Below are 18,893 nucleotides of genomic sequence, written 5' to 3'. Positions count from 1 at the left end.
TCGCGGTCCCGCCGCCCCCGGGCCGGGTCAGCGCAGGCCGGTCGACCTGCGCAGTGCCGCCTGCACGAGCCTGTCCACCAGCTCCGGGTAGCTGATGCCGCTCGCCTGCCACATCTGCGGGTACATCGAGATCGGGGTGAAGCCGGGCATCGTGTTGATCTCGTTGATCACGAACTCGCCGTCCTCCGTGAGGAAGAAGTCCGCCCGGACCAGGCCCTCGCAGGAGGCGGCCTCGAAGGCGTCCACCGCGAGACGCTGCACCTCGGCGGTCTCCTCGGGCGTCAGCGGGGCCGGGACGATGCCGGGGGTCGAGTCGATGTACTTGGCCTCGAAGTCGTAGTACGCGTGGGTGTCCGGCGGCGGGATCTCGGCCGGGGCCGAGGCCCGCGGGCCGTCCTCGAACTCCAGCACCCCGCACTCGATCTCGCGGCCCCGCAGCGCCGCCTCGACGAGGATCTTCGGGTCGTGGCGCTGGGCCTCGGCGATCGCCTCGTCGAGCCCCGACAGGTCGTCGACCTTGGTGATGCCGATCGAGGAACCCGCGCGCGCGGGCTTCACGAAGAGCGGCCAGCCGTGCTCGCCGGCGAAGTCGATGATCTTCTTGCGGGCGGCCGACTCGTCCTGCTGCCACTCGCGCGGCCGGATCACCACGTACGGGCCGACCTTCAGCCCGAAGGAGGTGAACACCCGCTTCATGTACTCCTTGTCCTGGCCGACGGCCGAGGCGAGCACACCCGAACCCACGTACGGGACGCCGGAGAGCTCCAGCAGGCCCTGGAGGGTCCCGTCCTCGCCGTACGGGCCGTGGAGCACCGGGAAGACGACGTCGACCTCGCCGAGCGCCTTGGGCACCGACCCGGGCTCGCTGTAGACGACTTCGCGGTTGGCGGGGTCGACGGGGAGCACCACGCCGCCCTCCTGCGACTCGGCGAGCTCCTCGACGCTGGGCGTGCGGCGGTCGGTGATCGCCATACGCTCCGGCGCGTCGGCGGTGAGCGCCCAGCGGCCGTCCTGGGTGATGCCGATCGGCAGGACCTCGTACTTGGTCCGGTCGATCGCCTTGAGGACGGCTCCGGCGGTGACCACGGAGATCCCGTGTTCGGAGCTGCGCCCGCCGAACACGACGGCCACGCGCGGCTTGCGGGCGGGCTGCTCAGGGCTCTGGGGGAGGTTCTCGGTGCTCATATCGCGACGAGAGTACCCGGTGGCAGTGCCCGGAGACAGCGTCGACTCAAGGGGTTGCTCAGCGTCGTTCGGGCTTCGCGCTGCGCGACATCAGCTCCTTCAACGCCACCACCGGCGGCTTGCCTTCGTGCACGATGCCGACGACCGTTTCGGTGATCGGCATGTCGACGCCGTGCCGGCGCGCCAGATCCAGCACCGACTCGCAGGACTTGACGCCCTCCGCGGTCTGCTTGGTGACGGCGATCGTCTCCTGCAGGGTCATGCCCTTGCCGAGGTTGGTGCCGAAGGTGTGGTTGCGGGACAGGGGCGAGGAGCAGGTGGCCACCAGGTCGCCGAGACCCGCGAGTCCGGAGAAGGTGAGCGGGTCGGCGCCCATCGCCAGGCCGAGGCGGGTGGTCTCGGCGAGGCCGCGGGTGATCAGCGAGCCCTTGGCGTTGTCGCCGAGGCCCATGCCGTCCGCGATGCCGACGGCGAGCCCGATGACGTTCTTCACCGCCCCGCCCAGCTCGCAGCCCACCACGTCGGTGTTGGTGTACGGGCGGAAGTACGGGGTGTGGCAGGCGGCCTGGAGGCGCTGGGCGACGGTCTCGTCGGTGCAGGCGACCACGGCCGCGGCCGGCATGCGCGAGGCGATCTCCCGCGCGAGGTTGGGCCCGGTGACGACGGCGACACGGTCCCGGCCCACCTTGGCGACGTCCTCGACGACCTCGCTCATCCGCATGGTGGTCCCGAGCTCCACGCCCTTCATCAGCGAGACGAGGACGGTGTGGGGGGCGAGCAGCGGGCTCCACTCGGCGAGGTTGTCGCGCAGGGTCTGGGAGGGGACGGCGAGCACGGTGAAGTCGGCGCCGCGCGCCGCCTCGGCGGGGTCGGCGGTGGCCCGCAGGTTCTCGGGGAGTTCGACGCCGGGGAGGTAGTCGGGGTTGGTCCGCGTGGAGTTGACCGCGTCGGCGAGCTCGGCGCGGCGCGCCCAGAGCGTCACCTCGCAGCCCGCGTCGGCGAGGACCGCGCCGAAGGCGGTGCCCCAGGATCCGGTGCCGAAGACGGCCGCCTTGACGGGCTCGCTCACGTGCCGTTCTCCCCTTCTCGGACGGTCGGTCGGTCGGCCTGCGCATGTGCCTGGGTCCGTGCCCGGGTCTGCGCCTGGGTCCGGCGCCGCTGCTCGATCCGCTCACGGCGCGGGTCGTAGGGCGTGTCGGGCGCCTTCTCGCCGCGGATCTCCTCGAGCTGGCGGGTGATGGCGGCCATGATGACCTCCGTCGCCTCCTTCAGCAGCTCGGGGGTCATCTCCTTGTCGTAGAAGCGCGCGAGGTCCACGGGCGGGCCGGCGAGGACGCGGTGGGTCTTGCGCGGAAGGAGGTTGGGCTTCTTGGCGTAGGGCGGCAGCAGTTCGTTGGCGCCCCACTGCGCGACCGGGATCACCGGGCACTTGGTCTGCAGGGCGACCCGTGCGGCACCGGTCTTGGCGGTCATCGGCCAGCCGTCCGGGTCGCGGGTGAGGGTGCCCTCGGGGTAGAAGGCGACGCACTCGCCGCGTTCCACGGCGTCGATGGCGGCCCGGAAGGCGCTGAGCGCGTCGGTGGACTCGCGGTAGACGGGGATCTGCCCGGTGCCGCGCATCGCGGCGCCGACGAATCCCTTCTTGAAAAGCCCGCTCTTCGCGAGGAAACGCGGCACTCGTCCGGTGTTGTACTGATAGTGCGCGTAGGCGAAGGGGTCGATGTGCGAATTGTGGTTCACCGCGGTGATAAATCCGCCCTCGGCCGGAATGTGCTCCATTCCTCGCCAGTCCCGCTTGATCAGAACGACCAGTGGCGGTTTGCAGAGGACCGCAGCGAAGCGGTACCAGAAGCCGATTCTGCGGCGGGGCACGCGGACACCTTCCTCTAGGACTTCCTCCGGCGCCTGGGGGCCGCACAAGTGTCGCCCCGGGTCGCCGGTCTGTCGAGGACACCGTACGCCCCGATCGAGGTACCGCCGGAGGGTCAGGGTGACAATGGCGGCGACGAGAGAGGGACGGTACACCGGTGCAGTGGAGCTTGGTCATACCCCTGAAGCCCTTGGCGCTGGCCAAGAGCAGGCTCGCGGACACCGCGGCCGACGGGCTGCGTCCGGGACTCGCCCTCGCCTTCGCCCAGGACACGGTGGCGGCCGCGCTGGCCTGCCCGGCGGTTCTGGATGTGGCAGTGGTCACGGACGACGTGGTGGCCGGCCGTGAGCTCGCGGCCCTGGGCGCCCGCATCGTCGCCGACGAACCGCGCGACGGCCTCAACGCCGCCCTCGCGCACGCGGCGGCCGTCGTACGCGCCACGCGCCCCGACAGCGCGCTCGCCGCGCTGAACGCCGATCTCCCAGCCCTTCGCCCGGGGGAATTGGCGCGTGTCCTGGAAGCGGCCGCTGAATTCCCCCGCGCTTTTCTTCCCGACGCGGCCGCAATCGGCACGACCCTGCTCGCGGTGGCCCCGGGACAGGAATTGCTCCCCGCATTCGGCATCGATTCCCGCGCCCGCCATCGCGCGTCCGGAGCCGCGGAACTCCGCGTCGAGGCGGTCGATTCCGTACGCCAGGACGTGGACACCGGCGAGGATCTGCGGGCGGCGCTGGCACTGGGCGTGGGCCCCCGGACGGCCGCGGCGGCCGCGCACCTGCTGACCGCGGGGCAGTAGGCTGCCGACCATGCAGGCCACCGCGTACACCTACGACCCCGACACCCGCAGCGGGCAGGTGCTGCTGGACGACGGCACCCCGGTGCCCTTCGACGCGCCGGCCTTCGACGCGGGTGGGCTCAGGCTGCTGCGGCCCGGACAGCGGGTGCGGATCGAGACCGAGGGCGAGGGGGACGCCCGCCGCATCACCCTGGTGACCCTGCACACGTTCTGAACCCCGAAGATCCTCCGGACACGCCGCGGGCCGGACTCCGAGAGGGAGTCCGGCCCGGCGCGTGAGTGCCCCTGACCTCCGACGCCTCAGCGGGCGGTGGTCTTCTTGGCGGTGGTCTTGCGTGCGGTCGACTTCTTGGCGGGGGCCTTGGTGGCCGTCGCCTTCTTCGCCGCCGGGGCCTTCTTGGCCGTGGTCTTCTTGGCCGTGGCCGTCTTCGCGGTGGAGGTCTTCTTCGCGGCCGCCGCCGTCTTGGTGGTCGACTTCTTGGCGGTCGTCTTCTTGGCGGTGGCCGTGGTCTTCTTCGCGGCCGCCGTCGTCTTCTTCGCGGGGGTGGTCTTCTTCGCCGCCGCCTTGGTGGTGGCCTTCTTCGCGGCGGCCTTCTTGACCGTCGCGGTGGCGCCACCGGACAGGCTGCCCTTCGGAGCCTTCTTGACGGCGACCTCGCCGCCGCGCGGCAGCTTCTTCGAGCCGCTCACCAGGTCCTTGAAGCCCTGACCGGCGCGGAAGCGCGGCACGGACGTCTTCTTGACCCGAACCCGCTCGCCCGTCTGGGGGTTCCGGGCGTAACGCGCCGGACGGTCGACCTTCTCGAACGAACCGAAGCCGGTGACCGAGACCCTCTCCCCCGCGACGGTCGCGCGGACGATGGCGTCCAGGACCGCGTCGACCGCGTCGGCGGCCTGCTGGCGGCCGCCCAGCTTGTCGGCAATCGCTTCTACGAGCTGCGCCTTGTTCACGTCTTCCCCTTCGGAGACATCGCCAGAACGAAAGTGTTCAAGCTTTTTCGCACGTTAGGCAGATATATACCGCAAATCAAACACGAAACGGGCTAATCACCCTTGTGCCGCAACGAACTCGGCTGCTCCGGAGGCGATCAGCGCTCCACTTCGGGCATTCGCCCCTCGTCGAGGTCCGCCATGAACCGCTCCAGCCGCCTTGTCGCATCGGCGAGATCGTGCTTGGCCGCGGCCGTAATGACCAGCAGCTTCCGGGTCAGCGCCATCCGTACGCCCTCCGGGACTTGCAGTGCGCGCACCCTTGAGTGCGCTTCCTTGAGCTGGTTCGCGACCGCCGTATAGAGCTCGAGTTGGCCGTCGTGTTCCATGCACAGATTGTGCCATCTGGGGCGAGTTGTCGCCCGCCCAGGGGGCAACTGCCGCCTCGAACGGTCGTCCCGGCGCCCGCGGAAGCAGCGCCCCGAGAGGGCGCGTACCCCGGCAACCACCCTCGTAACGTGGGAAGTTGGGAGGACGCGTGAGGACCGGCGGGTCCGGACGGGCCCGGACACGGCCGTACCCCCGATCGGACCGATCGGGGGTACGGAGGGGGTGTCGTGGTGGCCGAAACTCGACCGCCCGCCATGCGGATCAGGTGCGGATCATGCGCGGATCAGGCCGGATGGAGCACGGATCAGACCTGGAGCGTCCGCGGCTTGAACGACGGGCGCTCGGCCTCGTAGGTGGCGATGTCGGCCTCGTTCTGGAGGGTGATGGAGATGTCGTCCAGCCCGTTCAGCAGCCGCCAGCGGGAGTTCTCGTCCAGCTCGAAGGAGGCGGTGATGCCCTCGGCGCGCACCTCACGCGCCTCAAGGTCCACAGTGACCTCAGCAGTGGGGTTCTTCTCCGTGAGTTCCCACAGCGCGTCCACGATCTTCTGCTCGAGGACCACCGTGAGCAGGCCGTTCTTCAGCGAGTTGCCGCGGAAGATGTCGGCGAAGCGGGAGGAGATCACGGCCTTGAAGCCGTAGTTCTGCAGCGCCCAGACGGCGTGCTCACGGGAGGAGCCGGTGCCGAAGTCGGGGCCGGCGACCAGGACGGTCGCGCCCTGCCGCTCGGGGCGGTTGAGCACGAACTCCGGGTCCTTGCGCCAGGCCTCGAACAGCCCGTCCTCGAACCCGTCCCGCGTCACCTTCTTGAGCCAGTGAGCAGGGATGATCTGGTCGGTGTCGACGTTCGAGCGGCGCAGCGGGACGGCCCGGCCGGTGTGCGTGGTGAATGCTTCCATGACTGATCAGACTCCAGCGGGCGTACGGGTCTCGGCGTCGGACAGGTCGGCCGGGGAGGCCAGGTGGCCCAGGACCGCGGTGGCCGCCGCGACCTGCGGCGACACCAGGTGCGTACGGCCGCCCTTGCCCTGTCGGCCCTCGAAGTTGCGGTTGGAGGTGGACGCGGAACGCTCACCGGGGGCCAGCTGGTCGGGGTTCATGCCCAGGCACATCGAGCAGCCCGCGTGCCGCCATTCGGCGCCGGCCTCCTTGAAGACGACGTCCAGGCCCTCGGAGACGGCCTGCAGACCCACGCGCGCGGAGCCCGGGACGACCAGCATCCGTACGCCGTCGGCGACTTTGCGGCCCCGCAGCAGGTCGGCGGCGGCCCGGAGGTCCTCGATCCGCCCGTTGGTGCAGGAGCCTACGAAGACGGTGTCCACCTTGATGGAGCGCAGCGGCTGGCCGGCCTCCAACCCCATGTACTCCAGGGCCTTTTCGGCGGCGAGGCGCTCCGAAGCGTCTTCGTACGAAGCCGGGTCGGGGACGGACGCCGAAAGCGGCGCGCCCTGGCCGGGGTTGGTTCCCCAGGTGACGAACGGCGACAGTTCGGCGGCCTCGATGACGACCTCGACGTCGAACTCGGCGTCCTCGTCCGTCTTCAGCGTCTTCCAGTACGCGACGGCGGCGTCCCAGTCCTCGCCCTGGGGGGCGTGGACGCGGCCCTTGAGGTACTCGAAGGTCGTCTCGTCGGGGGCGATCATGCCCGCGCGGGCGCCGGCCTCGATCGACATGTTGCAGATGGTCATCCGGGCCTCCATCGAGAGCTTCTCGATGGCGGAACCGCGGTACTCCAGGACGTAGCCCTGGCCGCCGCCGGTGCCGATCTTCGCGATGATCGCCAGGATCAGGTCCTTGGCCGTGACGCCCTCGGGCAGTTCGCCGTTGACGGTGATCGCCATGGTCTTCGGGCGGGCCATCGGCAGCGTCTGGGTGGCCAGCACGTGCTCGACCTGGGAGGTGCCGATGCCGAAGGCCAGACCGCCGAAAGCGCCGTGGGTGGAGGTGTGCGAGTCGCCGCAGACGACGGTCATGCCCGGCTGGGTCAGACCCAGCTGCGGGCCGACGACGTGCACGACGCCCTGCTCGACGTCGCCCAGCGGGTGCAGCCGGACGCCGAACTCGGCGCAGTTCTTGCGCAGGGTCTCCAGCTGCGCGCGGGAGACGGGGTCCGCGATGGGCTTGTCGATGTCGAGGGTGGGGGTGTTGTGGTCCTCGGTCGCGATGGTGAGGTCGAGGCGGCGCACCTGCCGGCCGCTCTTGCGGAGGCCGTCGAAGGCCTGCGGGCTGGTCACCTCGTGCAGCAGGTGCAGATCGATGTAGAGGAGGTCGGGCTCGCCCTCGGCGCGCCGGACGACGTGGTCGTCCCAGACCTTCTCCGCGAGTGTCCTACCCATCGCTTTCCCTCCGGCCGGCAAGGTGCGCCGGCCCAACTAGAGATCTTGGGGAGCGGCGCCCGCGCCCCTGTATCCGGGCGTCCGCCGCCGGGCCCGTTGGTCCGCGGGCCGCTGTGCATCCAAGGGTTGCGCGTCTCACGGAAAAATGAACTTGCGTTTCACAGAGTGAGACGGGAATATCGTTTCATGGACAACAGTAGCGGCGTCGGCGTTCTGGACAAGGCAGCCCTTGTCCTGAGCGCTCTGGAGTCCGGTCCGGCCACCCTCGCGGGCTTGGTCGCGGCGACCGGACTGGCACGACCCACGGCCCACCGACTGGCCGTGGCCCTGGAACACCACCGGATGGTGGCGCGTGACATGCAGGGCCGGTTCATCCTCGGCCCGCGGCTCGCGGAACTGGCCGCGGCCGCCGGCGAGGACCGTCTCCTCGCGACCGCCGGCCCGGTGCTCACCCACCTCCGTGACGTCACGGGCGAGAGCGCGCAGCTCTACCGTCGCCAGGGCGACATGCGCATCTGCGTCGCCGCGGCGGAACGCCTGTCCGGCCTCAGGGACACGGTCCCGGTCGGCTCGACGCTCACGATGAAGGCCGGTTCCTCGGCCCAGATCCTCATGGCCTGGGAGGAGCCCGAGCGCCTCCACCGCGGCCTGCAGGGCGCCCGTTTCACGGCGACGGCCCTGTCGGGCGTACGGCGCCGGGGCTGGGCCCAGTCCATCGGCGAGCGGGAGCCGGGTGTCGCCTCGGTCTCCGCGCCGGTCCGCGGCCCCTCCAACCGCGTCGTGGCCGCCGTCTCGGTGTCCGGCCCCATCGAGCGCCTGACCCGCCACCCGGGCCGGATGCACGCCCAGGCGGTCATCGACGCCGCCGCCCGCCTCTCCGAGGCCCTGCGCCGCACGGGCTGAGCCCGTCACAGGACGTCCCGGGCATCACCGGGGAGAGCCGGCCCCAACGCCGCGGCAGGCTCTCCCCGGTCCCCCGGATCCCCCTGTCACCCGGTCTTCTCGTCGCCCCCCGCGGAAGCGTCGGCCTTCCCGGAGGCACCGACGGTCGCCGACGCCTCGCGGACCCTCGACGCCTCACCGTTCCCCAGCACCTCGCGGGCCTCCGCCGCCTCGCTGGTCCCGGACCGGTACGCGTACCGGTCCTTCGCATACCGCCCCCGTCGCTCCAGCGGCACCTGTCCGTGCGCGGCGGCCAGTCCGAACGGCGGCATGTCCCCGTAGACCGCCTCGTAGCGTCCCTCCGGCACGACGTACGCCTCGTGCCAGATCCCCACGTGCCCGCGCACCTTCCCGCCGCGCTCCATGCGGTTGATCCTGGTCCACACCCTGCGGTGGAAGGCGTCGGGGGCGCTCGCGTACGTGTACAGCTTCTCCTGGGACTCCCAGTACTGGACGACGTAGTACGTGCGCGGGGACGCCGTCAGCAGGACGCGGGAGAGCAGACCGCGGCCGGGGTCCTTCTTCAGTTCGGCCAGCATGCGGAACATCGCCAGCATGACCGGCAGCCACTGGTGCACCGCCCAGAAGTGGTTGACGCGCATCCCGATCAGCAGGACGACCACGTCCCCGCGGGCGTCCGCGGTGGTACGGCTGGATGCGACCGGCTTCCCGGACATGCCCGTCCTCCCCTCGTTGGTCAGCGGCACTACCCAAGCGCCCATGCTTGGATAGTGCCGCTGACCAAGAAGGGACGCAAGTGATGCGGCTGGCCGAACTGAGCGAGCGCAGTGGTGTGTCCACGGCGACGATCAAGTACTACCTGCGCGAGGGACTGCTGCCGCCCGGCCGCCAGGTCAACGCGACGACCGCCGAGTACGACGAGGGACATCTCCGCCGGCTGCGGCTGGTGCGCGCGATGATCCAGGTGGGCCGGGTGCCGGTGGCCACGGTCCGTGAGGTGCTCGGGCACGTCGACGACGACTCCCTGGGCCGCACGATCCGCCTCGGCGCGGCGCTGTGGGCCCTGCCGCAGGTGCCGGAGCCGGACGCGGACGACGAGCACGTCCGGGCCGCCCACCGCGAGGCGGAGGAGCTCCTGCGCACGCTGGGGTGGCAGAGCGCCCGCCTGCTGACCACCATCTCGCCGGCCTACCGCTCGCTGGTGGTGGCGGTGGCCGCCCTGCGCCGGCTGGGCTACGACTGGGGTCCCGAACTCCTCGTGTCCTACGCCCGGTTGATGCACCAGGCGGCCGTCCTCGACCTGGACTTCGTGGAGACGCGGGCGTCGGAGGCGGAGCGGATCGAGACGGCCGTGCTCGGCGCGATCCTCGTCGAGCCGATGCTGCAGGCGCTGCACCGGCTGGCCCAGGAGGAGGAGTCGGCGCGGCGGTACGGCTTCGAGTGAGGGGTGCGGCTTCGACAGGGCCGTGTGCGCGGGGAACGACGAAGGCCCCCCACGGAAGTGGAGGGCCTTCTGTCAAGTACCCCCGACCGGATTCGAACCGGCGCTACCGCCTTGAGAGGGCGGCGTGCTAGGCCGCTACACAACGGGGGCGTGGACTCTGCGTTTCCGCAGGTCCGAGCTGGTCTACCTGGACTCGAACCAAGACTAACTGAACCAGAATCAGTCGTGCTGCCAATTACACCATAGACCAATGTGGTTTAGACCAGTCAGTACCCCCGACCGGATTCGAACCGGCGCTACCGCCTTGAGAGGGCGGCGTGCTAGGCCGCTACACAACGGGGGCCCTAGCGGTTCCGAGTCGATCGGAACCAGTACCCCCGACCGGATTCGAACCGGCGCTACTGCCTTGAGAGGGCAGCGTGCTAGGCCGCTACACAACGGGGGCTTGCGGATGTGATCCGCGGGTGCAGATGAGCTCTGCGAGCTGGCCTACCTGGACTCGAACCAAGACTAACTGAACCAGAATCAGTCGTGCTGCCAATTACACCATAGGCCACTGGAACGCAAGCCCCTGAGGGGATCTTGTTCTAGCTTTGCTCCCCGGGATTCCGGCCTTTCGGCCCGCTCCCCGGCGGCGCAGAAAGAACATTACCCGAAGGTGGACTGCGCTCCAAAACGGGTATCCGCGCCGAGGATCGCGGGCAGTTCGGCGAGGGTGGCGATCCGGTGCCGTCCGGACGGGAGCTCGACGGTGGCCGTACCGCCGTAGCGGTCGATCCACACGGAGAGCAGTCCGGCGTCCGCGGCGCCCTGTCCGTCGATCTCCGGGTGGTCGCCGACGTACGCCACCTGCTCCGGCGGCAGGGAGAGGGCCTCGCAGGCCGCGAGGAAGGCGGCGGCCTCCGGTTTGGAGACGCCGAGCTCGGCGGCGCACAGGATCGTCTCGAAGCGGTCGTGGACTCCGAGGACGCGCAGCTTGCGGTCCTGGACGGTGAGGCTGGAGTTGGAGAGGACCGCGTGCCGGTGGCTCGCGGCGAGGGCGTCCAGCACGGGCAGGACGTCCGGGAAGAGCGCCCAGGCGGCCTCGTAGTGCCTGATGTACCGCTGGAACCACTCGTCGACCTGCGCGTCGGTCAGCTCCGGCCGGCTCAGGAACACCCGCACCCGGTCCCTCCGCTGCCCCTCGAAGGTGAGCTCACCCGCCGCGAACCGCGCCCACTGCCGGTCGGTGACCTCCCGCCAGCGGTCGAGCGCCTGCTCCGCGGTCCCGTACCCCTCCATCAGCCCCTCGGCCACCAGATGGGCCCGCATGCCCTCGCGGTCGGCGGTCGTGTAGTCGAAGAGGGTGTCGTCCACGTCCCAGACCACGGCGCGAATGCTCATGATCCGACGGTAACGCGGGGTGCGGGGGCCTGTCCGCCGATTGCCGCCGCGCGGGCCACCGGGCGGCTGCGTCCGGGCGGGGCGCCACCGGGGATTCGGTGACGCATCCTCGAAGAGAGCCATGGCCCGGTCGGCGGGGTGGTCGCCGTCCGGCGGTACGCGTGAGGGGCGGCACCCGGAGATCCGGGGCCGCCCCTCACGCGGGTCCGGCGTTACGCCGCCAGCCTCGCCAGCGCCGCGTCGATGCGTGCCAGCGACTTCTCCCTGCCCAGGACCTCCAGGGACTCGAAGAGGGGCAGGCCGACGGTGCGGCCGGTGACGGCCACACGGACCGGGGCCTGGGCCTTGCCGAGCTTGAGGCCGTGGGCCTCGCCGGCCGCCAGGACGGCCTCCTTGAGGGACTCGGGGGAGGCCCAGTCGGCCGTCTCGAGCTTCTCGCGGGCCGTGCGCAGCAGGGCGTCGCTGCCCTCCTTCATGGCCTTCGTCCAGCTCGCCTCGTCGAGGACCGGCTCGGGGAGGAAGAGGAAGTCGACGTTCTCCGTGATCTCCGACAGGACCTTCAGGCGGGTCTGGGCGTGCGGGGCGACGGCCTGCCACTTGGCCTCGTCGAAGTCCTCCGGCGCCCAGGCGGCGAACGGGGCCTTCAGCCAGGGGCGGCAGCGCTCGGTGAACTCCTTCACCTCGAGCAGGCGGATGTGGTCGGCGTTGATCGCCTCGCACTTCTTCAGGTCGAAGCGGGCCGGGTTCGGGTTGACGTCCTTGATGTCGAAGGCCGCGACCATCTCGTCCATCGTGAAGATGTCCTGGTCGGCCGAGAGCGACCAGCCAAGGAGCGAGAGGTAGTTGAGCAGGCCCTCGGGAAGGAAGCCGCGCTCGCGGTAGAGGTTGAGGGACGACTGGGGGTCGCGCTTGGACAGCTTCTTGTTGCCCTCGCCCATCACGTACGGCAGGTGGCCGAACTCGGGCACGGACTTCGCGATGCCCAGCTCGATCAGTGCCTTGTAGAGGGCGATCTGGCGCGGGGTGGAGGAGAGCAGGTCCTCGCCGCGCAGGACGTGGGTGATCTCCATCAGGGCGTCGTCGACCGGGTTGACGAGCGTGTACAGGGGGGCGCCGTTGGCGCGGACGATGCCGTAGTCCGGGACGTTCTCCGGGGTGAAGGTCAGCTCGCCGCGGACGAGGTCGGTGAAGGTGATCGTCTCGTCGGGCATCCGGAAGCGGACGATCGGGGTGCGGCCCTGGGCCTGGTACTCCGCTACCTGCTCGGCGGTCAGGTCACGGCAGTGGCCGTCGTAGCCGGAGGGCTTGCCGGCGGCGCGGGCGGCCTCGCGGCGGGTGTCGAGCTCCTCCTGGGAGCAGTAGCAGTGGTAGGCGTGGCCGGCGTCCAGGAGCTTGGTCGCGACGTCCTTGTAGATGTCCATGCGCTGCGACTGGCGGTACGGCGCGTGCGGGCCGCCGACCTCGGGGCCCTCGTCCCAGTCGAAGCCCAGCCAGCGCATCGCCTCCAGGAGCTGCTCGTAGGACTCCTCGGAGTCGCGGGCCGCGTCGGTGTCCTCGATGCGGAAGACCAGGGTGCCGCCGTGGTGCCGGGCGAACGCCCAGTTGAACAGGGCGGTGCGGACCAGGCCCACGTGGGGGTTACCGGTGGGCGAGGGGCAGAAACGGACGCGTACGGGGGAGCCGGGTGCGCTAGCCACGCTTGACAACCTTGTTGGTGAGAGTGCCGATGCCTTCGATGGTGACGGCGACCTCGTCGCCGACAGCCAGGGGGCCGACCCCTGCCGGGGTGCCCGTGAGGATCACGTCGCCGGGGAGCAGCGTCATGGCCTCGGTGATGTTGACGATCAGATCCTCGATCGAGTGGATCATCTCGCTGGTGCGGCCGAGCTGGCGCTGCAGGCCGTTGACCGTGAGCTGGATGGTCAGGTCGGAGGGGTCCAGGTCCGTCTCCACCCACGGGCCGAGCGGGCAGGAGGAGTCGAAGCCCTTGGCCCTGGCCCACTGCTTCTCGCGCTTCTGGACGTCCCGCGCGGTGATGTCGTTCGCGCAGGTGTAGCCGAAGACGACGTCCTTGACGCGCTCGCGCGGGACCTCGCGGCACATGCGGCCGATCACCACGGCCAGCTCCGCCTCGTGGTGGAGCTCCTCGGAGAACGGCGGGTACTGGATGTCGTCCCCGGGGCCGATCACGGAGGTCGACGGCTTGAAGAAGGCGAACGGGGCGTCGGGCACCTCGTTGCCGAGCTCGCGCGCGTGCTCGGCGTAGTTGCGGCCGAAGGCCACGACCTTGTTGGGGAGCACGGGCGGGAGCAGCCGGACCTTGCTCAGCGGCACCTTCGTGCCGGAGAGCTGGTGTTCCGCGAACGGGATGCCCTTGATGATGTCGAGGACGAGCTCGTCCGGCTTGTCGCCCTCGACCGCGCCGAAGGCGACGTTCCCGTCGATGGAGAACCTGGCGATGCGCACGGGTTGGTTGGCCCCTTGCTGAGCTGGCTGGAGTCTGACGCTCCAGGCTAACGCGGAAGGGCGCCCCCGGCCGGGGACGCCCTTGACATCCGTGGCGGCCGCCTTGAGTATGCGGCGGCCGGTGCGCGTACTACTCGGCGGAGGCGGTGGCGGCGGCCACGGGAACCTCGATGAGGACGGTGCGCTTGGGGTTGGCAGTCTGGGCCGGCAGGTCGACGGAGTGCTCCTGCTGCTCCGGAAGCTGCAGTTCGTCGGCGTCCTTGAGGTGCGCCAGCGTCGTGCGCCGCGGGTTGGCGATCTTGTGGAACATCGTCGTCGTCTTCACTGTTGTACTGAGCCCTGTCCTGTCCGGGCGCCCGGCGGGCCGGGTGCGGCCCACCGCGGAGGGCGCGGCTTGTCGGATTTGCCATTTCTGTAAAGCGTCAGGCTAAACACGCGATTCCCGGTGAACGCGTGAAGGTCTCATGATCAGCGTGTGAGTTTGCTCACGGATCATTGCTCAAACCGGGCAATTCAGGCTGCCAACCGGCCCCTCGGAAACGGACATTGACCCCCTGAAGCCCTCATTCCGCTCCTGATCATGGCGACTGGGACACCCACCCCGCTTCCCCGCTTGGCGCACTTATGCCCCTTTTACTCCGGATCGGTTTCTACGACCCGTAACCCGCCCCTCACGCGGTGTCACGGATGTCACAGCCCGGCCAACACACCTTGTTGGAGATCCTGCACTGTGCTGGAATTCCACGGACCGCCGCGGGATCGAACCGGCGCGCACGGGGCGCACAGCAGCGCCGAGTGGCGGTGAGAAGGGGGAGCCAGCGCCGGTCACTCACGACTCGGAGGGCGTATTCAGGACGCCCTTCAAGACGCCGACACCGTCCTTCCGTTCACCCGGAAGGGCGCCTGGTCCAGAGGTTGCGACGCTAGTGCAGGGACGTTTCAAGAGGGATGGCAGTGCTTCGGCGGAGCCGGAGCCGCACGGCGGGACCGACCGCGGTTCCTCGCCCCAGCACGCCCAGAACCCGGGTCCGGCGCCGTCCGGCGACGGCGGTGAGCGCCCCGGGCGCCCCGGCGCCTCCGCGTCGTCGAGCGCCCTTTCCCCGACGCCGACGATCAAGCCGCCGGCCGGCCCGCCCGGTACCGGCTCCCGCGTGGCCCTGCGCAACTGGCGCATCTCCACGCGCCTGGTGGCGCTGCTGACGCTGCCCGTGGTCGCGGCCACCACGCTGGGCACGCTGCGCATCAACCAGTCGATGGACGACATCCAGCAGCTCGACAACATGAAGCTGCTGACGGACATGACCAAGCAGGCGACCGACCTGGCCGCCGCGCTCCAGGACGAGCGCGACAAGTCCGCCGGTCCGCTGGCGCACAACGCGAAGGCGACCGACTTCACCGTCAAGGGCGCCCGCGAGAAGACCGACCGGACCCTCACCGCCTTCAGCGACGCCTCCGAGGAGATCGACGCCTCGGCCAAGGAGGGCAACCTCCAGGGCGTCCGTGACAGCCTCGTGGGTCTCCTGGGCGACCTCGGCAACCTCGCCAAGATCCGTAAGACCGCCTTCGCGGAGCCGAACAACTCCACCCAGTCGGTGGAGGCCTACCACCGCCTCATCACCAGCCTGCTCGACCTCTCGCAGGACATGGCGCAGGCCACCAGCAACCCGGAGATGATCCAGCGCACGCGTGCGCTGGCCGCCTTCTCCTCCGCCAAGGAGTACGCCTCCGTCCAGCGCGCCACCCTCTCGGCCGCGCTGCCGGTGAACGACGAGGTCTACGGCCAGCTCTCCGAGAACGACCGGCAGTACGCCGAGGCCGCGCTGGAGAACGAGCAATCCGAGATCTCCAGCTTCCGCAGCATCTACGGCGAGGAGGACGGCGAGAAGCTGCTGGAGCCCATCGACAAGGGCAGCCCGACCATCGAGGACGCCGAAACCTACGCCACCCGTGCGTTGAGCTCGGCCACCGGTCTCGAGTCGCTGGACAAGCGGTCGTACCAGGACTGGTTCGACGCCAGCACGACCAAGATCCGGCAGATGTCCAACATCGAGACCACGCTGCTCGAGGACATGGAGCAGAAGGCCCGTGAGCTGCGCGCCGAGTCGGAGCGCGAGGCGATCATCTCCGGTGCGCTGATCCTGCTCGTGCTCGGTGTGTCGCTGGTGGGCGCGTTCGTCGTCGCCCGGTCCATGATCCGCTCGCTGCGCCGTCTGCAGGAGACCGCCACCAAGGTCGCCCAGGACCGTCTGCCCGAGCTGGTCAAGCAGCTGTCCGAGTCCGACCCGCAGGACGTCGACACGTCCGTGGAGTCGGTCGGTGTGCACTCCCGGGACGAGATCGGCCAGGTGGCCGCGGCCTTCGACGACGTGCACCGCGAGGCGGTCCGCCTCGCCGCCGAGCAGGCCCTCCTCCGGGGCAACGTCAACGCGATGTTCACCAACCTCTCGCGCCGCTCCCAGGGTCTGATCCAGCGCCAGCTGTCGCTCATCTCCGAGCTGGAGTCCCGCGAGGCCGACCCGGACCAGCTGTCCTCGCTGTTCAAGCTCGACCACCTCGCCACGCGCATGCGCCGTAACGGTGAGAACCTCCTCGTCCTCGCGGGTGAGGAGCCCGGCCGTCGCTGGACCCGCCCGGTCCCGCTGGTCGACGTGCTCCGTGCCGCCGCGTCCGAGGTGGAGCAGTACGAGCGCATCGAGCTGGCCTCCGTGCCGGGCACCGAAGTGGCCGGCCGGGTCGTCAACGACCTCGTGCACCTGCTCGCCGAGCTGCTGGAGAACGCGACCTCGTTCTCCTCCCCGCAGACCAAGGTCAAGGTCACCGGTCACGCGCTGCCCGACGGCCGGGTGCTGATCGAGATCCACGACACCGGCATCGGCCTCTCCCCCGAGGACCTGGCCGCGATCAACGAGCGGCTCGCCTCGCCGCCCACCGTGGACGTCTCCGTCTCCCGCCGCATGGGCCTCTTCGTGGTCGGTCGTCTGTCGCAGCGGCACGGCATCCGCATCCAGCTCCGCCCGTCCGACTCCGGTGGTACGACCGCGCTGGTCATGCTGCCCGTCGACGTCGCCCAAGGCGGCAAGAAGCCGCAGCCCAAGCCCGGTCAGGGCGGTGCGTCCGGCGGTCCCGCCGCCGCGCAGGCCGCCGCCGGTGCGGCCGCGGCCCGCCGCCAGAGCGGCCAGCAGGGCGGTGCCCTCGGCGCCGGTGCGCCGGCCGGCGGCGCCCTCGGCGCCGGCCCCGGCGCGGGCGGCCGGCTCGCCGCCGGCCAGGGTCCCCGGGCCGCGCTGCCCGGCCGTGACGGCGGTGGCCGTCCCGGTGCGCCGCGTGGGCCGCAGGGTCCGGCCTCCCCGCAGCAGGGCCGCCCGGCCCCGGCCGGTGCCGGCTTCGGCGGGCAGTCGCAGGGTTCGCAGACGACCGGCGCCGGCGCGACCGGCCAGGGCCAGGACATGTTCGGCGGACGTCCGCCGGCCACGCCGCAGCGCCAGAACGACAACCACCGGGCCGAGCAGGGCGGTCGCGGGCGCCAGCCGCAGCTGCCGCCGCGCGGTGGCCCGCGTGCCGAGCTGCCCGGCGGCAACCCGCAGCAGCGCGCCGCGAGCTGGGGCGACGACAACGCCCAGCCGCCGGTGCAGCGCACCCCGCTGGACGCCCCGCGCGGCCACGAGGAGCCGGACGTCGCCCAGACCTCCCGCATGCCGCGCGTCGACGACCGCCAGGGTCCCGGCTCGACGGCGGAGATACCGGTGATCCCGCGGGCCGACGAACGCCAGGGCCACGCCGGCCCGGCCGACTTCGGACGTCCCGGTCTCAACGGCGCCCAGGGCACCGGCCGGTTCCCGGGTGCCGACGGCGGCCAGGACACGGGCCAGTTCCCCGCGCCCGGCGCGGGCGGCCAGCAGGACGGTTTCGTCCGCTCGGACGTCTTCGGTACCCCGGGCGGCCAGAACAGCGGCCAGAACGCCCCGGCGGACCCGGGTCGGTTCGCCGCTCCGCAGGCCTACGACAACGGCTCCACCGGTCAGTTCGCCGCCCCCGGCTACGACGCTTCCGGTACCGGGCAGCACTTCCTGCCCGACCGCCAGGACCCGCAGTCCACGGGCCGGTTCGACCGTCCCCAGGCCAACGGCGGCATGAACGGCTACGGCTCCCCGCGGCAGCAGCCGGCCCCGCCGCGGCCCGCCGCCCGTGAGCCGGAGGCGCTGCCGCCGGCCCCGGGTCCCGGCGACGGCCGCACCCCGCTGTACGACACCCTGGAGACCAACTGGTTCCGCGGTGGACAGCACGGCGACGGCAACGGCTCCGCTCCGGCGCCGCAGCAACAGCAGCCGCAGGCTCCGGCTGCTCCCCAGCGTCCCGCGTCGGCCGGCGCCACGGGTCCCTCGTGGCGCACCTCGCCGAACGACGAGCTCGTCCGGCAGGCCGAGCGCGTCCGGCAGCCTGCCGCGGGCGGCGTCACCACGTCCGGCCTGCCGCGCCGGGTGCCCCGGGCGAACCTCGTCCCGGGCACGGCTCAGCAGCAACAGCACCAAAGCGGTCCGCAGGTCTCGCGCGCGCCTGACGACGTGCGCGGCCGGCTGACCAATCTCCGTCGGGGCATCGCGCAGGGTCGCCAGGCCGGCAACGGTCAGACCGGCAGTTTCCCGAGCCCCACTCACCAGCAGGAGCGTTAGTTGAGCCAGATGAGCCAGGCGGCACAGAACCTGAACTGGTTGATCACCAACTTCGTGGACAACACCCCCGGGGTGTCCCACACCGTCGTCGTGTCCGCCGACGGCCTCCTGCTCGCGATGTCCGAGGGCTTCCCGCGCGATCGTGCCGACCAGTTGGCGGCGGTCGCGTCGGGGCTCACCTCACTGACGGCCGGAGCCTCGCGGATCTTCGAGGGAGGCCAGGTCGCCCAGACGGTCGTCGAGATGGAACGAGGCTTCCTCTTCCTCATGTCCGTCTCGGACGGCTCGTCCCTGGCCGTTCTGGCACACCCCGAGTGCGACATCGGCCTCGTCGGCTACGAGATGGCGTTGCTGGTCGACCGCGCGGGCGCGGTACTCACGCCCGACCTGCGCGCCGAACTCCAAGGCAGTCTGCTCCACTGACCGGCCCCGGTACCACCCACCTCACGAAATCACCGTCCGGCCGACACAATCCCCCCACCGGTCACGGACGGACGGCACGACTGACCGAGACATGCTGTCCC

General features: G+C 70.8%; 17 protein-coding genes, 5 tRNA genes and 1 pseudogene. 6 read left to right on the top strand and 17 right to left on the bottom strand.

Annotated features, from left to right (window positions below; all coding sequences use genetic code 11):
* Positions 1-27 precede the first annotated feature (27 nt).
* From ACIHAR_RS11500 to ACIHAR_RS11490, 3 genes are read right to left on the bottom strand one after another with little or no spacing between them, the layout of a single operon-like run.
* The gene (locus tag ACIHAR_RS11500) at positions 28-1,185 is read right to left on the bottom strand and encodes a D-alanine--D-alanine ligase family protein (RefSeq protein ID WP_400018760.1); all 1,158 of its coding nucleotides are present in this window, start codon (positions 1,183-1,185) and stop codon (positions 28-30) included.
* 58 nt (positions 1,186-1,243) lie between these two features.
* On the bottom strand, positions 1,244-2,254 hold the full coding sequence (locus ACIHAR_RS11495; RefSeq protein WP_365460436.1) for an NAD(P)H-dependent glycerol-3-phosphate dehydrogenase: 1,011 nt from the start codon (positions 2,252-2,254) through the stop codon (positions 1,244-1,246).
* Entirely contained in the window at positions 2,251-3,057 is an 807-nt protein-coding gene (locus tag ACIHAR_RS11490; RefSeq protein ID WP_365460433.1) for a lysophospholipid acyltransferase family protein, read from the bottom strand. Before ACIHAR_RS11490 ends, ACIHAR_RS11495 begins: the two co-directional genes overlap by 4 nt.
* 155 nt (positions 3,058-3,212) lie before the next feature.
* Here ACIHAR_RS11490 and cofC point away from each other — a divergent pair, with 155 nt between their 5' ends.
* Positions 3,213-3,851 carry a 2-phospho-L-lactate guanylyltransferase gene (cofC, locus tag ACIHAR_RS11485; protein ID WP_400018757.1) on the top strand — a complete coding sequence of 213 codons (639 nt, stop codon included), beginning with the start codon at positions 3,213-3,215 and terminating at the stop codon, positions 3,849-3,851.
* Positions 3,852-3,861: 10 nt separating this feature from the next.
* Positions 3,862-4,065, top strand: coding sequence for a hypothetical protein (locus tag ACIHAR_RS11480; protein ID WP_365460427.1), 204 nt, complete (start codon positions 3,862-3,864; stop codon positions 4,063-4,065).
* Positions 4,066-4,151: 86 nt separating this feature from the next.
* Here ACIHAR_RS11480 and ACIHAR_RS11475 read toward each other — a convergent pair whose 3' ends face one another.
* The 4 genes from ACIHAR_RS11475 to leuC form a co-directional block, all read right to left on the bottom strand.
* Positions 4,152-4,802: an HU family DNA-binding protein gene (locus ACIHAR_RS11475; protein ID WP_365460424.1), complete on the bottom strand. Its 651-nt coding sequence runs from the start codon at positions 4,800-4,802 to the stop codon at positions 4,152-4,154.
* A gap of 137 nt (positions 4,803-4,939) precedes the next feature.
* Positions 4,940-5,170 (bottom strand): hypothetical protein, encoded by a 231-nt coding sequence (locus ACIHAR_RS11470; RefSeq protein ID WP_365460421.1) that lies wholly within the window; start codon positions 5,168-5,170, stop codon positions 4,940-4,942.
* A gap of 305 nt (positions 5,171-5,475) precedes the next feature.
* On the bottom strand, positions 5,476-6,069 hold the full coding sequence (gene leuD / locus ACIHAR_RS11465; RefSeq protein WP_400018753.1) for a 3-isopropylmalate dehydratase small subunit: 594 nt from the start codon (positions 6,067-6,069) through the stop codon (positions 5,476-5,478).
* A gap of 6 nt (positions 6,070-6,075) precedes the next feature.
* On the bottom strand, positions 6,076-7,506 hold the full coding sequence (leuC, locus tag ACIHAR_RS11460) for a 3-isopropylmalate dehydratase large subunit (protein WP_400018752.1): 1,431 nt from the start codon (positions 7,504-7,506) through the stop codon (positions 6,076-6,078).
* A gap of 186 nt (positions 7,507-7,692) precedes the next feature.
* Here leuC and ndgR point away from each other — a divergent pair, with 186 nt between their 5' ends.
* Complete coding sequence (ndgR, locus tag ACIHAR_RS11455) at positions 7,693-8,409, top strand: IclR family transcriptional regulator NdgR (RefSeq protein WP_015036427.1); 717 nt, start codon at positions 7,693-7,695, stop codon at positions 8,407-8,409.
* Positions 8,410-8,615: 206 nt separating this feature from the next.
* Here the strand turns inward: ndgR and ACIHAR_RS11450 are convergent.
* Positions 8,616-9,125: pseudogene (locus tag ACIHAR_RS11450) on the bottom strand (DUF4188 domain-containing protein); the annotation flags it as partial.
* A gap of 83 nt (positions 9,126-9,208) precedes the next feature.
* Here ACIHAR_RS11450 and ACIHAR_RS11445 point away from each other — a divergent pair.
* Positions 9,209-9,853, top strand: a complete 645-nt coding sequence (locus ACIHAR_RS11445) for a MerR family transcriptional regulator (protein ID WP_400018750.1) — start codon at positions 9,209-9,211, stop codon at positions 9,851-9,853.
* 77 nt (positions 9,854-9,930) lie between these two features.
* On the opposite strand, the gene ACIHAR_RS11440 is transcribed toward ACIHAR_RS11445, so the two are convergent.
* From ACIHAR_RS11440 to ACIHAR_RS11400, 9 genes are all read right to left on the bottom strand, one after another.
* A tRNA-Glu gene (locus tag ACIHAR_RS11440) sits at positions 9,931-10,003 on the bottom strand.
* 28 nt (positions 10,004-10,031) lie between these two features.
* Positions 10,032-10,103, bottom strand: a tRNA-Gln gene (locus tag ACIHAR_RS11435).
* 20 nt (positions 10,104-10,123) lie between these two features.
* Positions 10,124-10,196, bottom strand: a tRNA-Glu gene (locus ACIHAR_RS11430).
* A gap of 29 nt (positions 10,197-10,225) precedes the next feature.
* Positions 10,226-10,298, bottom strand: a tRNA-Glu gene (locus ACIHAR_RS11425).
* A gap of 39 nt (positions 10,299-10,337) precedes the next feature.
* Positions 10,338-10,409: transfer RNA gene (locus tag ACIHAR_RS11420), tRNA-Gln, on the bottom strand.
* Between the two features lie 92 nt (positions 10,410-10,501).
* The gene (locus tag ACIHAR_RS11415) at positions 10,502-11,236 is read right to left on the bottom strand and encodes an HAD family hydrolase (protein WP_400018748.1); all 735 of its coding nucleotides are present in this window, start codon (positions 11,234-11,236) and stop codon (positions 10,502-10,504) included.
* Between the two features lie 212 nt (positions 11,237-11,448).
* On the bottom strand, positions 11,449-12,933 hold the full coding sequence (gene gltX / locus ACIHAR_RS11410) for a glutamate--tRNA ligase (protein ID WP_365460405.1): 1,485 nt from the start codon (positions 12,931-12,933) through the stop codon (positions 11,449-11,451).
* On the bottom strand, positions 12,926-13,702 hold the full coding sequence (locus ACIHAR_RS11405) for a fumarylacetoacetate hydrolase family protein (RefSeq protein ID WP_365460402.1): 777 nt from the start codon (positions 13,700-13,702) through the stop codon (positions 12,926-12,928). Before ACIHAR_RS11405 ends, gltX begins: the two co-directional genes overlap by 8 nt.
* Before the next feature lie 130 nt (positions 13,703-13,832).
* Positions 13,833-14,027 (bottom strand): hypothetical protein, encoded by a 195-nt coding sequence (locus tag ACIHAR_RS11400; protein ID WP_365460399.1) that lies wholly within the window; start codon positions 14,025-14,027, stop codon positions 13,833-13,835.
* Positions 14,028-14,628: 601 nt separating this feature from the next.
* On the opposite strand from ACIHAR_RS11400, the gene ACIHAR_RS11395 reads away from it, so the two are divergent.
* Together ACIHAR_RS11395 and ACIHAR_RS11390 are read left to right on the top strand one after the other, a co-directional pair.
* A complete protein-coding gene (locus ACIHAR_RS11395) occupies positions 14,629-18,369 on the top strand; it encodes a nitrate- and nitrite sensing domain-containing protein (protein ID WP_400018745.1) in 3,741 nt (1,246 codons plus the stop codon).
* A gap of 9 nt (positions 18,370-18,378) precedes the next feature.
* Complete coding sequence (locus tag ACIHAR_RS11390; RefSeq protein WP_365460581.1) at positions 18,379-18,792, top strand: roadblock/LC7 domain-containing protein; 414 nt, start codon at positions 18,379-18,381, stop codon at positions 18,790-18,792.
* Positions 18,793-18,893: the final 101 nt, after the last annotated feature.

Source organism: Streptomyces sp. NPDC052016 (genome assembly GCF_044548445.1).
Taxonomy (GTDB): domain Bacteria; phylum Actinomycetota; class Actinomycetes; order Streptomycetales; family Streptomycetaceae; genus Streptomyces.
The sequence above is the reverse complement of the archived record's forward strand: the minus strand, read 5'-3'. Positions and strand labels throughout refer to the sequence as shown.

What these genes read in the sequence shown, in the direction of transcription:
- leuC (WP_400018752.1), bottom strand. Translation starts at nt 7,506, where the DNA reads ATGGGTAGGACACTCGCGGAGAAGGTCTGGGACGACCACGTCGTCCGG.
- ACIHAR_RS11445 (WP_400018750.1), top strand. Translation starts at nt 9,209, where the DNA reads ATGCGGCTGGCCGAACTGAGCGAGCGCAGTGGTGTGTCCACGGCGACG.
- leuD (WP_400018753.1), bottom strand. Translation starts at nt 6,069, where the DNA reads ATGGAAGCATTCACCACGCACACCGGCCGGGCCGTCCCGCTGCGCCGC.
- ACIHAR_RS11470 (WP_365460421.1), bottom strand. Translation starts at nt 5,170, where the DNA reads ATGGAACACGACGGCCAACTCGAGCTCTATACGGCGGTCGCGAACCAG.
- ACIHAR_RS11390 (WP_365460581.1), top strand. Translation starts at nt 18,379, where the DNA reads ATGAGCCAGGCGGCACAGAACCTGAACTGGTTGATCACCAACTTCGTG.
- ACIHAR_RS11415 (WP_400018748.1), bottom strand. Translation starts at nt 11,236, where the DNA reads ATGAGCATTCGCGCCGTGGTCTGGGACGTGGACGACACCCTCTTCGAC.
- ACIHAR_RS11480 (WP_365460427.1), top strand. Translation starts at nt 3,862, where the DNA reads ATGCAGGCCACCGCGTACACCTACGACCCCGACACCCGCAGCGGGCAG.
- ndgR (WP_015036427.1), top strand. Translation starts at nt 7,693, where the DNA reads ATGGACAACAGTAGCGGCGTCGGCGTTCTGGACAAGGCAGCCCTTGTC.
- ACIHAR_RS11500 (WP_400018760.1), bottom strand. Translation starts at nt 1,185, where the DNA reads ATGAGCACCGAGAACCTCCCCCAGAGCCCTGAGCAGCCCGCCCGCAAG.